This is a genomic window from Pseudalkalibacillus sp. A8 (genome assembly GCF_045920555.1).
GTDB lineage: Bacteria > Bacillota > Bacilli > Bacillales > Fictibacillaceae > Pseudalkalibacillus.
In genome coordinates, this window is the sequence record NZ_CP174509.1 from 2,467,448 (window position 1) to 2,481,593 (window position 14,146).

At 34.9% G+C, this 14,146-nt stretch carries 12 protein-coding genes and 3 pseudogenes; 9 read left to right on the plus strand and 6 right to left on the minus strand.

Annotated features, from left to right (window positions below):
- The first annotated feature begins 84 nt into the window (after positions 1-84).
- A pseudogene (locus ACJROX_RS12785) lies at positions 85-793 on the plus strand (alpha/beta hydrolase).
- 1,275 nt (positions 794-2,068) lie between these two features.
- Here the strand turns inward: ACJROX_RS12785 and ACJROX_RS12790 are convergent.
- Positions 2,069-2,860, minus strand: a pseudogene (locus ACJROX_RS12790) (IS110 family transposase); the annotation flags it as partial.
- Here ACJROX_RS12790 and ACJROX_RS12795 point away from each other — a divergent pair.
- The 3 genes from ACJROX_RS12795 to ACJROX_RS12805 all read left to right on the plus strand — a co-directional run bounded on the left by ACJROX_RS12795 (position 2,861) and on the right by ACJROX_RS12805 (position 4,397).
- A complete protein-coding gene (locus tag ACJROX_RS12795; RefSeq protein ID WP_408011126.1) occupies positions 2,861-3,088 on the plus strand; it encodes a hypothetical protein in 228 nt (75 codons plus the stop codon).
- 226 nt (positions 3,089-3,314) lie between these two features.
- Complete coding sequence (locus ACJROX_RS12800; protein WP_408011127.1) at positions 3,315-3,956, plus strand: hypothetical protein; 642 nt, start codon at positions 3,315-3,317, stop codon at positions 3,954-3,956.
- A 93-nt stretch (positions 3,957-4,049) separates the two neighbouring features.
- The gene (locus ACJROX_RS12805) at positions 4,050-4,397 is read left to right on the plus strand and encodes a lysozyme family protein (protein ID WP_408011128.1); all 348 of its coding nucleotides are present in this window, start codon (positions 4,050-4,052) and stop codon (positions 4,395-4,397) included.
- On the opposite strand, the gene ACJROX_RS12810 is transcribed toward ACJROX_RS12805, so the two are convergent.
- Together ACJROX_RS12810 and ACJROX_RS12815 are read right to left on the minus strand one after the other, a co-directional pair.
- Positions 4,326-4,748, minus strand: a complete 423-nt coding sequence (locus tag ACJROX_RS12810; RefSeq protein ID WP_408011129.1) for a YgjP-like metallopeptidase domain-containing protein — start codon at positions 4,746-4,748, stop codon at positions 4,326-4,328. The two genes, ACJROX_RS12805 and ACJROX_RS12810, sit on opposite strands and share 72 nt — an antisense overlap.
- A gap of 37 nt (positions 4,749-4,785) precedes the next feature.
- Entirely contained in the window at positions 4,786-5,475 is a 690-nt protein-coding gene (locus tag ACJROX_RS12815) for a hypothetical protein (protein WP_408011130.1), read from the minus strand.
- An 846-nt stretch (positions 5,476-6,321) separates the two neighbouring features.
- Between ACJROX_RS12815 and ACJROX_RS12820 the strand changes: the two genes are divergently transcribed.
- The 3 genes from ACJROX_RS12820 (at position 6,322) to ACJROX_RS12830 (ending at position 9,185) form a co-directional block, all read left to right on the plus strand.
- Positions 6,322-6,765 (plus strand): RadC family protein, encoded by a 444-nt coding sequence (locus ACJROX_RS12820; RefSeq protein WP_408011646.1) that lies wholly within the window; start codon positions 6,322-6,324, stop codon positions 6,763-6,765.
- Positions 6,766-7,065: 300 nt separating this feature from the next.
- Positions 7,066-8,016 (plus strand): hydroxyacid dehydrogenase, encoded by a 951-nt coding sequence (locus ACJROX_RS12825; protein WP_408011131.1) that lies wholly within the window; start codon positions 7,066-7,068, stop codon positions 8,014-8,016.
- A gap of 98 nt (positions 8,017-8,114) precedes the next feature.
- On the plus strand, positions 8,115-9,185 hold the full coding sequence (locus ACJROX_RS12830) for an Ldh family oxidoreductase (protein ID WP_408011132.1): 1,071 nt from the start codon (positions 8,115-8,117) through the stop codon (positions 9,183-9,185).
- A gap of 207 nt (positions 9,186-9,392) precedes the next feature.
- Here ACJROX_RS12830 and ACJROX_RS12835 read toward each other — a convergent pair.
- Positions 9,393-10,399 (minus strand): annotated as a pseudogene (locus ACJROX_RS12835) (YeiH family protein).
- Between the two features lie 271 nt (positions 10,400-10,670).
- Between ACJROX_RS12835 and ACJROX_RS12840 the strand changes: the two are divergent.
- Complete coding sequence (locus tag ACJROX_RS12840) at positions 10,671-11,375, plus strand: FadR/GntR family transcriptional regulator (RefSeq protein WP_408011133.1); 705 nt, start codon at positions 10,671-10,673, stop codon at positions 11,373-11,375.
- A 202-nt stretch (positions 11,376-11,577) separates the two neighbouring features.
- On the opposite strand, the gene ACJROX_RS12845 is transcribed toward ACJROX_RS12840, so the two are convergent.
- Entirely contained in the window at positions 11,578-12,735 is a 1,158-nt protein-coding gene (locus tag ACJROX_RS12845) for a UxaA family hydrolase (RefSeq protein ID WP_408011134.1), read from the minus strand.
- A gap of 3 nt (positions 12,736-12,738) precedes the next feature.
- The gene (locus ACJROX_RS12850; RefSeq protein WP_408011135.1) at positions 12,739-13,077 is read right to left on the minus strand and encodes a UxaA family hydrolase; all 339 of its coding nucleotides are present in this window, start codon (positions 13,075-13,077) and stop codon (positions 12,739-12,741) included.
- Positions 13,078-13,411: 334 nt separating this feature from the next.
- On the opposite strand from ACJROX_RS12850, the gene ACJROX_RS12855 reads away from it, so the two are divergent.
- The gene (locus tag ACJROX_RS12855) at positions 13,412-14,131 is read left to right on the plus strand and encodes a succinate dehydrogenase/fumarate reductase iron-sulfur subunit (RefSeq protein ID WP_408011136.1); all 720 of its coding nucleotides are present in this window, start codon (positions 13,412-13,414) and stop codon (positions 14,129-14,131) included.
- The last annotated feature ends 15 nt before the right edge of the window (positions 14,132-14,146 follow it).

Here is a 14,146-nt window from a genome sequence, read left to right on the forward strand (position 1 = left end):
TGAATCATCCAGTTCATCGAATTAGTACATAACATTGTTGTGAAAATCGATTGGAGGAATAGGCATAAAGAGAAGTATCCAGTTATGGAAGAAGCTCAACCTATTTTCTTAGAAGGAAATAAGGTAGGGATATTGGTTTCTCACGGTTTTACTGGTTCAACCCAAAGCACCGCTTTGTGAGGCATATGCAAAAGCAGGCTACACCGTTTGCGGCCCAAGGCTTAAGGGGCATGGAACTATGAAGAAATGGAAATGACAACACATGAAGATTGGATCGCTTCCATTGAAGAAGGCTATCAGTGGCTGAAAGAGCGTTGCGACACTATTTTTGTCACCGGTCTTTCCATGGGAGGAACACTTACGTTATATTTATCCCGACATCATGGCAATTATTCCGATAAACACAGCGATCGAAATTCCCGACATGGAAGCAATGCAACTATCCAACGACTGATTTTTGGATGCAATCGGCTCTGATATAAATCCGGAAGTAACTGAACTGGCGTACGAAAAGACCCCAGTCCGATCTGTGAAAGAAATTGTGAAGTTGATGAAAAATGTAAAAGACAATCTTCATTTATCACATGCCCAGCATTGATTTTGGTATCAACGGAGGATCATGTTGTCCAGTGATAACTCTCAAGTCATTTATGATCAAATTACATCCTCCGAAAAACAGATTGTACAATTGAAAAATAGCTATCATGTTGCAACACTTGATTACGATCAGCAGCTCATCATCGATGAAACACTAATATTTATCGAAAAGGTTCTTAACAAGACAAAAGTGTAACGCGTATTTGACTAGATTAATTTTCAAAAATCCTCTTGACAAAGTGGTAGAGTGCTTTACTATAACTTGTAATTTACTTGTCGTTGGTGTTCGCTTGCGTTTATTGTTGTGGTACGGTTGATTTGCAAATTCTTTAACATCTTTAGATTCCCCAGTATTCCTTATTTCATTTATTTCCTGAAGGAACGTATGACAGTCTCAAGTGTTCAATTCACTACAAAGTATTTTAGTTAAACGTGAAATACCCTCATTTAATTTTTTATCTATACTTCCACTATCGTCCATATCTCCACTTCCTTATAATGTAAATGTTCGCTTTTATATTCAATATTCCTATCTATATCAATTTATGGGGTACTGAAGAAAATTGGGACTAGTCCGAGAATAACACGAAGCTGATAAGGAATTGATAAAACTTAATCATACTCTGACCACGAATGTATCTTAAAGAAAAAACGTGCCGATTGAGATTGAAAATAGATAAATTGTTTTGAAAACAGGATTCGATAAAGCCTTGATATATTAACGTTTTTTCATGTGTTGAACAGTGTTTGAAAGTACTTTTTAATCAAATTTGAAATGGAAGGTTCAATTGGTTAATATCTAATAACCCTTGGTATAAGAACGATTATGCCAAGGATTATTTTTATGAAATTTTTGGCGTGCCAATTTCGTTCCAACTCAGATTTATTTTTATAATAGACTAACTTTCTAATTCGTCGTTTTCAAGATGTACAAAAGTATAAAAACCATAAGACCACAATCAAAGCCTATCTTTTAATTCACCCACGAATCCACCCACAAAACACCCACAAAAATTTGATTTGGATTGAAAGTATTTGATTCCCTTTTTAAAATAAACATTGATATATCAATGATCTTGAATAAAGATGATAGGGTTTATTCTTATAAAACATGTTCCGTACACAAGTCCACCCTTGGGAACGTGAACAATATATCCAACTATACTAAACTGTTAAACCCTTGGCACCATTGGTGTTGAGGGTTTTTTATTTTTTGGTCAAATCAATAATTTACTTCAAAAGTAATGCTTGACCAAAATATGACCAAAAAAATTAATTTATTGGTAAATAAAATGTTGTACTAAAATAAGAGTATAAAAAGTTCTTATTCAACAATACCAGCTAATAGAAGGTCAAGAGGTAGGACTAAAAAAGCTGAAAAAGTCATGTTACAATAAAATGAACATACCAAATAAACTTCATACGTAGTTACTTGAAGTTATTGTAATATCTGTATTTTCTTAAGAGTATTCTAGACTTTGAAAGCCTCTTTACGTTTTAATATTGCGTAAATCCAGTGAATTAACTTGTTTACACAAGCAATAATCACTACTTTATGTGGTTTGCCTTCTTCACGTTTTTTATCATAGTGAAATCTAAGTTTGGGATTTCGATCCTTTGTTATACTACATTGCACAGCTGTATAAAGTGATTGTCGAAGTCGAGACGATCCTCTTTTTGTAATCCGGTTGATGGTGGCTTTAAACTTCCCAGATTCATGAACACTTGGATCGATTCCAGCGTACGTAACCAATTTTTTTGGGTGAGTAAACTGATTGATTCCCCCTATTTCGGAAATGATTGTGGCGGCAATCTTTCCACCTATACCGGGGATCGATCGGATAATCTTATAATCTTCAAATTCATCAGCCAAGGCATATATCTCTTCAAGTAGTTTTGATAGGTGCCTTTGGTATTGAAGAAGAATTTCAATGTACATCGTTAGTGTGACAATATGACTCGTATATAAATTGCGTTTAAAAGGATCTCTATCCGCAGCTTCTTTAAGCTTATGTGCTTTCTCCAAAGCCCACTTGTAAGAGCGTTTAGCACCCTGTCCGTCAGCGATTTGTTCAACCGTTTCGTCTTTAACACCTTGGGGCGTCTGGTAGTGTAATAAGGTTGATAAAGAGGTTGCAGAATACAGGGCTCCAAATACCGTCTTATATTCCGGAAAAACTTGATCCAACATCGTCTGGAATTGAAGTTTGATTTGTACATAATTCTCAGTCAGTGAGTCGTGTTGACGTGTTAAATTTCGTAATTGTTTAATATTGCCGCGAAACAAATTGATGATATTGAACCTAAAGACAAACCTATTGATTTATTAGATAGTTATTCAGGGGTAAAGGACTCTTTAGAAGGGTTTAAGATTTATAGTGAAATGTTGGAGATAAAGTTAAAGTTGGAAGGTTTTTTCAAACAGGAGTTTTTAGAGGATATAGAAACTTTTAAAACAAGTTACAAAGAGTTGGAAGATTATTTCGAATAGGGATGAAAAAAATGTTCTACCAGTTGGGGGAAATTTGAAGATCGTATTCTATGTGATCTTCAGCTTTCTTTCATATTAGGGTACATACATAGAAGCAGAATTCAAGGTCGTGCTAACAAAAAAAGCGATAAAGACGTATCTATATTAAAAAATTTCCATACATTTATTCTTTTAACTTACGCCCCCCTTTTTGTTGAAATATGCATCAGAAGGAGTGATTCAGATTATGGACGAAAGATATAATCTTACAAATTTATTGTATGTCTATAATCAAGCAGAAGAAGAGACTAACACTATTATTTTTGAATCCCAAATTGGTAGAGGAAGATTTCTATTTATGAGCTTTTTTGCAGAAGATGATGAAAGTACAAAAGATAGAATATTCATATACCTAAGGAATACCAAAAGAATGGTCAATGTTAAAATGTATGGTAATCATTCAAAAGGAAACTTTTATATTTATCTAAGTCAGTTCCTTAAAGACAGGATAGTTGAGGAATTACAGCTTAATAAAGGAAGTGGAACTTTTAGTTTTAGGAGATTTATGGAGCAATTTAATGAGAGCATACCTGAATATCTCCCTTCAAAATTAAAAGTAGAACTGATAAAAGAGAATATGAGTATTGTGAATAAAACTGGGGCAATTGATGAGGCTGACAAAGTATACTTGCTTTCTGTAAAAAAATTGAGTATTGGTAAGCCTCAAGACAAAACTTTAAGAAAACTATATATGTACACAAAAAACAATCCTTCCGATATAGAATTGTTTATCAAAATACTTAAAAAGGTAAATTACACAACCGTTTGGGGGAAAACTCAACCAAATAATGATGTAAATATTCAAGAATGGATTAATAAGTTGTCCTAGAAAAAAGAAAGAAGGCTAGGCGGGAGTACGGAGGGATTATTACATCGAAAATCGCACTTTGGTAATTCAACAGACGAGTAGGGAGGAGATTTTTTGTTAAGGGAAGCGATCGAAGCCAAAACCAAAACAGTTGCATTAGGTTTATTCTTCAAATATCTTTTCCCTTTCCTGCTTGCTGCCGCCCTTTTGTTCAACCTTTTATTCATGATGTTGATGTTGGCTGATAATCTTGTAAACAATCAATCTACATCAGAAGAAGGGGCTGCGAATCTCTCCGAAGAAGTCCTGCAGCACAAACCGACTGTTGAAAATAAGGAGTATGGAATTGAAAAGCATGTGGGGATTCTCCTCGCTTTGATGATGCAGGAATCAGGCGGCCGAGGGAATGACCCCATGCAGGTTTCTGTTGCGACACGTTTCTCTATAAACGCTTTTGCGTGAAATGAGAGTGTTGCTTAAATTATTAATGCAACAACAACTAATATATCGAGAGTTGGAATGAAAACCGTCATGTTGAGTTGAAAACAACTTACGCCCCAAATAAGGTAGTTTTTCACCTGCAACGAAAGCCTTTGGTTTAATTTGGATTTTCATCTCTTCGAAATCAGAGAGTTGTTTTAATATCCAAGGCGCTTTTTGATTAAGGACTTGCTCTATTTTTTTCTGAGGAGTATCTTCAGGAGATGTAACCACAATCCCATCTCCACCAACCGAAATAGATAAAGTTTTCCTTCTGTTGCTTTCTTGAAGTTTATACTCAATTTGTTTATTACCATATATAAAAGTATTCATATTTTATCAACCCATTGTTTAAATATTTAAATCCTTATTATTGGTTTTTATTAGTTTTACATAAATATTTTATTCTTTTTAATACATCAAATAATAGATCAATCTCTCTAATCCTTCTTTTGTGGGAGTAATTATCTTCAATTTTAGCTTTCTTTAGATATAAATCAATCTTTTCACCAAAAATTTGACTATACTTCATATGTTTCTTATGTAATTGTTCATGTGCTTGAAGTTTTTCCTTTATTTGTTCTAATTCGGAGTTATTTTGGATTATTTTATTAATTATATCTTTTTGTTGTACTCTTGTTTCAATAAAATCATTTTTACGCCAAAAAAGTGAAATTCCAAAAATAAAGATAGTAATGGCTAATGAGACATATGTAAGGAAATTGAATATTCGTCCATCTAATTCTTCTTTTCTTTGTTGTTTTATCTTTTGAATATTGGATATTTTTTTTAGGTTTAATCCTCTTAATCTTGTATCAATTTCACGCTTAATTATTTCTTTTTCAGTTGGCTCATTTTTTAAACTAGATCTTAATTGTTCCACTCTAATTAAGAGTTTCTCAGATTGCAATGACATATTTACTAAAGAGAGCTTCATTTCGTATTCATTATTAATTTTTAACTCTTGTTGTTGATAATCATATAAACCAAAAAATAATACTACTATTGATAAACCACAAACAATAATACCTGATATGGATATTTTTTTCATGAAGTTCATATTATTTATCATTTTCACTCCTAAATCTATTGTTCTAAAATAAAATGTTTGAATTAATTTTATAAATAACTTTAAAGACTTTAATTTTACTATACCTATTATATCTGAATAAAAAAATATAAGTAAGTTAAGCCAAAATTAAGAGAGGGAGACTAATTGAGAATACGAACCTAAAGTACTAACGACGAAAAACAGTATATATTAGAAAATAATATAAACTAGGGAGTAAAGTCGATTTGTCCAAAAAGAGTAAGGTCATAATGGATACTTTAGGGTTGCGGAGTAATATAGATTTATAGTGTCCAAAATACAAGTCTAAAAAGAGGTGTTTATTAGGGGACAGACTAAGAAATATGCAGATAAAGATAAAAGCCAATTGTATGCCGTTCAATTATTTAAAGAACGGAATCAAAATGGTATGACGATCCAAGGGATTTGTATCACGAAAGTAGGGAGATATACGTTATACAAGTTTGTTAAAGAAAATAAAAGAATGAAGACAAGTATTTAAAAGCTTTTTAGATATTGAATCTTCAAGTTTTGGCGGTTAATCCCGTAAGTGAAATTTCACCGCCGCGTACTATCTCTGCTCTTTTACCTTCCTTTGTTCCTCTTAATTATAATTATTTGCTCATCACTCGGTAAAGGATCTGCGTGGTCGAACGGTCACATCCAAAACCAAGTAGGCTAAGCCACCGTACCAAAGATGGTAAACGCTGGCTAAGTCATTGGGTTTTGTCCTGTCCGTAACTTCCCACTTGATGATTATGTATACTTTAATATCCTTCTACACTCGTTTTCGCAAAAATTCCTTTCTTTTCAAACAAAGAAAGGAGCTGTTTCATGATGGAAACGATTTATGAGATTCAACGGATCAGACAGGTGATTTCAGAGGTGGAAGGAGGGGAAACACACATCATACGTTCTCCAGAAGATGGCGCAAGAGTGGCTGCTGGGTTTATCGGTGAGGATGATCGCGAAGTGTTCTTTGTCATGTGTCTAAATACGAAAAATAAAGTTATTGCCGTTCATCGGTGCCATGTAAGTTCCATCAATGCAAGTATCGTCCATCCTAGAGAAGTATTCAAATGTGCAATCCTGAATAACAGCGCAGCCATCATACTATGTCACCAGCATCCTTCTCAAGATACTAACCCGTCCAGAGAAGATATTGAAGTAACAAAAAGACTTGTAGAAGCTGGGCGGATAATGGGGATTGAGGTTCTGGATCATCTGATAGTTAATACGAATGCTGCATATACCAGCTTAAAAGAAAAAGGACATGTATAATAACTTGGAAGGAGCTAGCCTCCTTCCTTTTTTATTTAAATCAATATTCTACTCATGAATTAAAAATTCCATTATTCAAAATTTACTGAATTTATTGATTTTTATGTACAAACGTGGTTAAATGAAAGTGAGTATTGGTTGGGTCACTAGACCTAAGGGGGTAAATAGATTAATTTCATAAGTTGATAAGAAGGTATATATAACCAACTGATATTAATACAACCGAGCTTCCAATTTAATAACAGGTCAATGTTTTTTTACAAGATTTCAAATACTTTTTTTAAGAAGGAGGTTTATATTATGAAAGTGATAATAACTGAAATAATGTGGGAAGAAGGCTTAAAAGAATTAGAAAAACAAGGAATAGAAGTTTATTATGACCCATACCTATGGAAGGATCGAAAGGAAATACTTGATAAATTAGACGGGTATGATGCAGTTATTGTAAGAAATCAAACAAAAGTAGATCAAGAGTTTCTTGATGCAGGGGTCTCTTTAAAAGTGGTTGGTCGTCTTGGTGTTGGACTTGATAACATTGATATCGAAGCAACAAAAGAAAAAGATATTAGCGTAGTTTTCGCTCGACATGCAAATGCGACATCCGTTGCAGAGTACGTATTAGCTGCTATTTTAAGCGCTGTAAGACCTCTTCATCTTGCCAATCAGGATATCCGCCAGGGGAACTGGAAAAGGAAAGAACATACTGGTGAAGAACTGTTTCAAAAAACAATTGGATTAGTTGGATTAGGTGAAATCGCCCACCGTGTTACCAAAAGAGCACAGGCATTTGGTATGAAGATTATTGGTTTTGATCCATTTATTGCAAAATATGATCATATCGTTTCAGAAACCGGAGTAGAGCTAAAACATTCATTACATAATCTACTTGCTGAATCTGATTTTGTATCGTTACATGTCCCCTTGACTCCTGAAACAAAACACCTTATCTCAGGACCAGAACTCAAGGTAATGAAATCCAATGCTTACCTTATTAATACCTCAAGAGGGGGTATAATAAATGAAGAGAAACTCGCATTAGCATTGAATGATCATTTGATTGCCGGGGCATACTTAGATGTTCTTGAATCTGAACCTATCTCCCTAACCAATGACCTATTATCTTATGAAAATGTTGTTTTAACCCCCCATGTGGCTGGATTGACCAATGAGTCGCAAACTCGTACTTCTACTCTAATAGCGAAAGAAGTGGGAAAGGTTTTAAAAGGGGAGGTATCTCTTTGTAGTGTTTGATTTATGTAATTATAGATTCATAGATACAGATGACTATAACCTTTAATACTAAACCAAATGGGACATATAAAATTCTTATATTTTAAGGAAGGTGTAAAATGAATTTATTTACAAAAGAGCATTTAACAACATTCTCTGAAAATATTCTTCAAAAGTTAGGTGTAAATGGTATCAATGCTACCATCGTGTCAGACGCCCTGATTAAAGCAAATCTAGAAGGTGTTGATAGCCATGGTATTAGTAGGCTATCCATTTATTCAAAACGCCTTATGGAAAATCGAATTAATCCACAACCTAACATTTTATTCAATAGAACTGGTCCGTCTGTTTTGATGGTTAATGGCGATAATGGTTTAGGACAAGTTGTTAGTTATCATGCTTTAATAAAAGGTATCGAAATTGTAAAAGAATCTGGTGTAGTTGCAATCGGGATAAAAAATAGTAACCATTTCGGAACAGCTTCTTACTTCTGCCAGATTGCTTGTGAACATAACCTTGCTGCAATCGGGTTTACAAATTCACCTCCAGGAATCGCCCCTTGGGGTGGTAAACAAGCCTTTTTTGGTACGAATCCTATTGCTTTTGGATATCCAACTGGAAATGATACACCAGTAATCATTGATCTTTCAACGAGTGTAGTAGCAAGAGGGAAAATTATTTTAGCAGCTAAACAAGGGGAAAGTATACCAGACGGATGGGCAATAGATGAAGACGGACAAATGACAAATGATCCGAATAAAGCATTAAAGGGGGCAGTTTTACCTTTAGGGGGGCCAAAAGGTTCAGCTTTAGCACTAGCTGTTGAAATTTTAACGGGTATCTTATCGGGTGCTGCTTATGGCCCGCATGTCCAAAATATTTATACAGATGATACGGATAAGCCCGCGAATGTGGGACATTTTTTCGTTCTTTTTGATATTAAGAAGTTTATGCCGTATGAACAATTTGTTCAACACATGAATAATTTAATCTCTGAGATGCAAGATATTCCCAAAGTACCTGATGGCAAGGATATCCGTTATCCTGGAGAAAGGAGAAAAAAAGAATGGAAAAAGCGTTCTATAGAGGGTATTCCTTTATCAACTGATGTACAAAAAGAACTTATTCAATTATCAGATACTTTAAATGTACCCTTTCCAAATCCAATAGCTCAAAATACCAGAATTTAATTATCTTATATCAAATCTACCTTTCTTATAATTTGAAAGGTAGATTTTTAATGTTATTAAAATTTAGATTTGGGAGGGTAAACTGTGTTCTAGAAATTTCGTCAGTTTAAGATTCTTTGTTAGTATATTAAAAATCGACATGCGGATCACGTCGTTTAGAAAGATAAAACATTCTTAAGGATCATCAGTTTTGAAAAACTTGAGCATCTATATAGTAAAATAAGAGATAACTGACAACAATATTGAAGTGAGGGTCATTGCTAGCATCGGACGAAATGCTTTTGTTTTTATGGCTTCAAAACTTACGTTTAGTCCCAATCCGACCATCGCCATTGTAAGAATAAAGGTAGTTAGGTTTGAAATACCATCTGAAATAGTCGGAGGGATATGAAAATATCTTCTGTTTATGTAACTACCGAAGAGACTCATTATGATAAATCCTAATAAAAACCATAGAAAGCCGACCTTCGTTTTCCCTGAATCATGATTTCGTGTCTTCACCCAGTACATCAAGATAAAACATAAAGGAATTAATAAAAATACACGTCCTAATTTTGAGAGTAACGCAATTGCTAGAACATCTTCTCCTCCTGGTGCAGCTGCTAAAGCAACATGAGCAATTTCTTGTAAGCTGATGCCAGACCATATTCCATAATCCAAGCTCGAAATAGGTAATATAGGTCGGATTACGGTATAAATCAGGGCGAAAACGGTACCGATTAACGCATTTATTCCCACCCCTAAAGCAGTGGCCTCGTCTTTGGATTTAACAATAGGTGATACAGCTGCTATAGCAGCAGCACCACAAACGCCAGTACCTACAGCTAATAAAAGTGACATTATCGTATCTGCTTTCACCCATTTTGCAATAAGGAGTGTTATGACCATCGGCAAAGGCAATGGTTCCAATTCCCTCAATAGTAATGGCATACCTTGGTTGAAAATAACGTCTATATTTAATTTTAAACCATATAAGACGATAGCAACCGGAGCAGTTTTTTAGCTCAAAATTCTATTCCCGACCGGATCTTCTCGGGGTATTCCCATATTTACCGGCATATAATTGCGATAATAATTGCACAAGCTAAGGGGCCTACACGATTGAAGCCAGGTATTTCTGATAATCTAAATCCTAAAAGTGCTACGAAAAAGGTAAAACAAACCCCTCCTATCCACTTTAAGGAAAGGTAGGTTTTTTTGTTTCTTCTCCTCATTATGTGAGACGGTTTTCATTTCTTTTACAGGCTGTTGTTGCAACATTTTAATGCTCCCTTTCATTAATTTTCCGAAATTTCTTTATTATGCCGGTTTTATTTGATTAGAGTTTGTTTTAAAAGGTAAAGATTTAAGTATTATGCTACTCCAGTAAATCATTGTTTTTTGTTGTAATAAATGTTTTAATTAAGTTAATTGGTTGGTTCATTGAACCAGCCTCTCATTTGCCCCAAAAATTGTTTGATAATTATGCAGTAGGAGGAGAGCAAAATGGAAACATTTGATCTTGAAAGAAGAGGTATTTCAGAAAAAGTTGCTGACCACATAAAAAAATTAATCCTTGATAAAAAGTATGAAGTTAATCAGAAGCTTCCTGGAGAAAGAGAGATGGCAACAATCCTAAAGGTTAGCCGAAATACAGTCAGAGAGGCCTATAAAATATTGGAGGCCTATGGATATATTACGATTAAACATGGAATTGGTATTTTTGTTGCTTCTGAAGAACAACAAATCCGTAAAATGACTTCTTTCTTTTTTGTAAGTAGTGATCAGGTAAAAGACTTGTTTGCCATCCGAAAGATTCTTGAAAATAATGCAGTTGTATGGGCTATTGAAAATGCATCTAGTGTACAGGTTAAAGAATTAACAGAGATTATTGAAAAGGCAAAAAGTATTGCAAGTCAGGGAAAAGATTATTTAGAGCTGGCGCGTCTCGATCATAAATTCCATTTGACACTAGCACATATGTCTCAGAACTCAGTATTAATCCGAATCATGCATAATTTAATTGATCTATTAGAGGAATCACGAATGCAAGTTATTAAAATTCCGGGAAGACCAGTTAAATCAGTTGATGAACATGTAAATATTTTAAAGGCTATCAAGGGTAGGGATGTTGATGCTGCCAAACATTTTATGTCTATTCACTTAGAGAGTGTTGAAAAATCGATCATGGAAAATCTAAAAGAAAATTAATAGGTACTAATAAACTAGTTTTAATCGTTAACAATTTTAATACATTATAAGTTCAGGCATTTACAAAGGAAGCCTGAACTTTTTTAGTTGTGATTTTATTGTCATAGACTGGAACAATTCATAAAAATAAGGGATTAAGAAAAGGACTACTGACATATAGCCAGCAGCCTTATTTTCATTAAAATCCCTTAGTAATCATTCATTAAGCGCTACGATAAAGTTTCGTCATAACAAATTCACGATGACCTAACGCTTCTGCACTTGTTAAGCGTCCGTTTACTGTACGGTAAAGGTAATCCATTAAAGAATCTCCGGCCTGGGATAATGTCATTTCCCTTGACAGTAACCCTGTAACATCAACATCAATATGTTCACTCATTGTTTCAGCAGTAATCGGGTTAGCAGTAATTTTGATCACTGGTTCAATCGGATTTCCTATTATATTACCTTGACCAGTTGGGAAGAAATGGACTACAGCTCCTGCTGCAGCCATTAGAGTGATACATTCCGCAGCGGCAGATGAGGTATCCATATAGTACAATCCACTACCGGATTGAGGCGCTTCTGCAGGATCTAAAACACCGATTACTTCTTTTGTTCCCGTCTTAGCAATGTTCCCCAATGCTTTTTCTTCAATGGTTGAAAGCCCTCCAGCAATGTTTCCTTGGGTCGGTTGGGAACCTAACAAATCAACACCCTTGGATTCGATTTCACCTACGTAATCATTATAAATCCCCATGAATTTTTCTTTTAGTTCTGGTGTAGCCATCCGTTCTGCGATGAGATGCTCTCCACCCGTTAATTCCGAGGTCTCACCGAAAAATACGGTTGCACCTGCATCTACTAAAAGGTCGACTGCTTGCGATACAGTCGGACAAGAACCCATTCCAGTGGTGGTATCAGATTCTCCACATTTTATACTGACCGTTAATTCACTTAACTCAACTGGTTCACGTTGAAGTTCTGAAGCCCATTGTACATATTCTTTTGCCTTCCATGAAGCTTTTCGGACGGTTTCTAAATCTCCGTTTCGCTCGATATAGAAATGAGAGACAGGTTTACCAGTTTGGGCAATTCCATCTGCCACTTTTCTTGTCCAGTTGTCTTCGATTCCGATGACAACAACAGCAGCAACATTTGGATTTGAACCAATCCCAATTAGTGTCCTAAATAAAAGATCCAAATCTTCCCCATATTGAAGTCTTCCGTATGCATGGGGCAGGGCTAAAGTTCCTTTGACATTATTGGCGACAGCTTCACATGCAGCATTTGAAATATCATCGATAGGCAAAATTACGACATGATTTCTGATACCAACTTTTCCATTTTCTCTACGATAACCATATAATTTTTGTCCCATATTTTACCACCTCGCCGTTTTAATATTATGGGTATGGACATAGTCTCCAATTTCCCATCTACTTGTGGTCAATCCGATTTGAACCCCATATTTTAGGACCGGTTCATTAACATCTAACTTGAATAATGCAATTTTGTGCCCTAATGGAATATCATCTTTGGCAACGACTTTGGTGGTAGTATTATCATCCATAAATACACCGATTACTGTTTCACCTTTTGTAATATCACTAGTCGCTACACCAACATGATCCCCCTTATGATGAATCAAAAACTTGTGAACAGATACTTGCTGTTGATCCGGTTCACTGGTAGCTACTGCGGTACGATCATTTTGTCCCATTTACTTCAACTCCTTATTATGTAATTAATAGGTTAGGTGACCCAACCAATTTATCTATTAGTTTAAACACTTGCTATAAAAAAATCAACCACTTTTCAGAAAATTATAAAATTAGATTGTGTTTTTAAGATTAATATTCAAAAAATATTGAATTATATAATAAATAGTGTTTTAATGAATGTAGGTGTAAGTGGTTGGGTCACTGTACCATATTAAAGCTTTTTATAATATATACCAATTGGATAAAAACGGGAGGGAAAAGAGGAAAGTCTACATTTTTTGATTCATTATATTCAGAAGGAGTTGGACATCAAATTTAAAAAGGGGGCTAGTTATGAATACCGTTGATGTGAAAGTAATGCGTTTTGATCCTGAAAAAAATGAACAACCAAGGTATGATACTTTTCAAATTGAAGCTAAAAAAAATATGACTGTTTTGGACAGTTTGTTCTTGATCGTGGAAGATCAAGATCAAACACTATCCTTCCGTTGTGCGTGTAGACTTGGAATGTGTGGTTCTTGCGGAATGGTCATAAATGGTCGTGGAAGATTAGCCTGCCGTACAAAAATTGAACATTTAGGCGATAGTATTTTAGTACAGCCAATGAGAAATTTAGAAATCATTAAGGATTTGTCTGTCGATATGGAAAAGTTCTTTAGAAGCTGGGAAAAGGTAAAGCCCTACTTTGTACCAAAAGAGGATACAGATGAATTTAGTATTATTCCCCCATCATCAGGACGCCGAGAACTCATTGACGAAAATCAAGATTGCATAACTTGTGGGTTGTGTTTTCAATCTTGTGAAACCGTTTCCTTTAGAGGAGACGAATTCATTGGTCCTGCTGCTTTAAACAGGGCCTATAACTTAATTGCCGATGAGAGGGATGGAGCTAGAGCAGAGAGGTTAGATATGGTTACAGAAAGCAAAGGAGCATTTGGATGCCGTAGTTTCGGTGCTTGTGTTGAAGTTTGTCCAAAAGGGATTAAACCGATGGTAACCATTCAGAAAATAAAAACTAAAAAGTTACAAAAAGCGATAGGATTAAAATGGTAATGTTAAAAATTGAAG

Bases quoted from the DNA above. Each gene is read 5' to 3' on its own strand.
- ACJROX_RS12800 (WP_408011127.1), top strand. From the start codon at position 3,315: ATGGACGAAAGATATAATCTTACAAATTTATTGTATGTCTATAATCAA.
- ACJROX_RS12810 (WP_408011129.1), bottom strand. From the start codon at position 4,748: ATGAATACTTTTATATATGGTAATAAACAAATTGAGTATAAACTTCAA.
- ACJROX_RS12815 (WP_408011130.1), bottom strand. From the start codon at position 5,475: ATGAACTTCATGAAAAAAATATCCATATCAGGTATTATTGTTTGTGGT.
- ACJROX_RS12820 (WP_408011646.1), top strand. From the start codon at position 6,322: ATGGAAACGATTTATGAGATTCAACGGATCAGACAGGTGATTTCAGAG.
- ACJROX_RS12825 (WP_408011131.1), top strand. From the start codon at position 7,066: ATGAAAGTGATAATAACTGAAATAATGTGGGAAGAAGGCTTAAAAGAA.
- ACJROX_RS12830 (WP_408011132.1), top strand. From the start codon at position 8,115: ATGAATTTATTTACAAAAGAGCATTTAACAACATTCTCTGAAAATATT.
- ACJROX_RS12840 (WP_408011133.1), top strand. From the start codon at position 10,671: ATGGAAACATTTGATCTTGAAAGAAGAGGTATTTCAGAAAAAGTTGCT.
- ACJROX_RS12845 (WP_408011134.1), bottom strand. From the start codon at position 12,735: ATGGGACAAAAATTATATGGTTATCGTAGAGAAAATGGAAAAGTTGGT.
- ACJROX_RS12850 (WP_408011135.1), bottom strand. From the start codon at position 13,077: ATGGGACAAAATGATCGTACCGCAGTAGCTACCAGTGAACCGGATCAA.
- ACJROX_RS12855 (WP_408011136.1), top strand. From the start codon at position 13,412: ATGAATACCGTTGATGTGAAAGTAATGCGTTTTGATCCTGAAAAAAAT.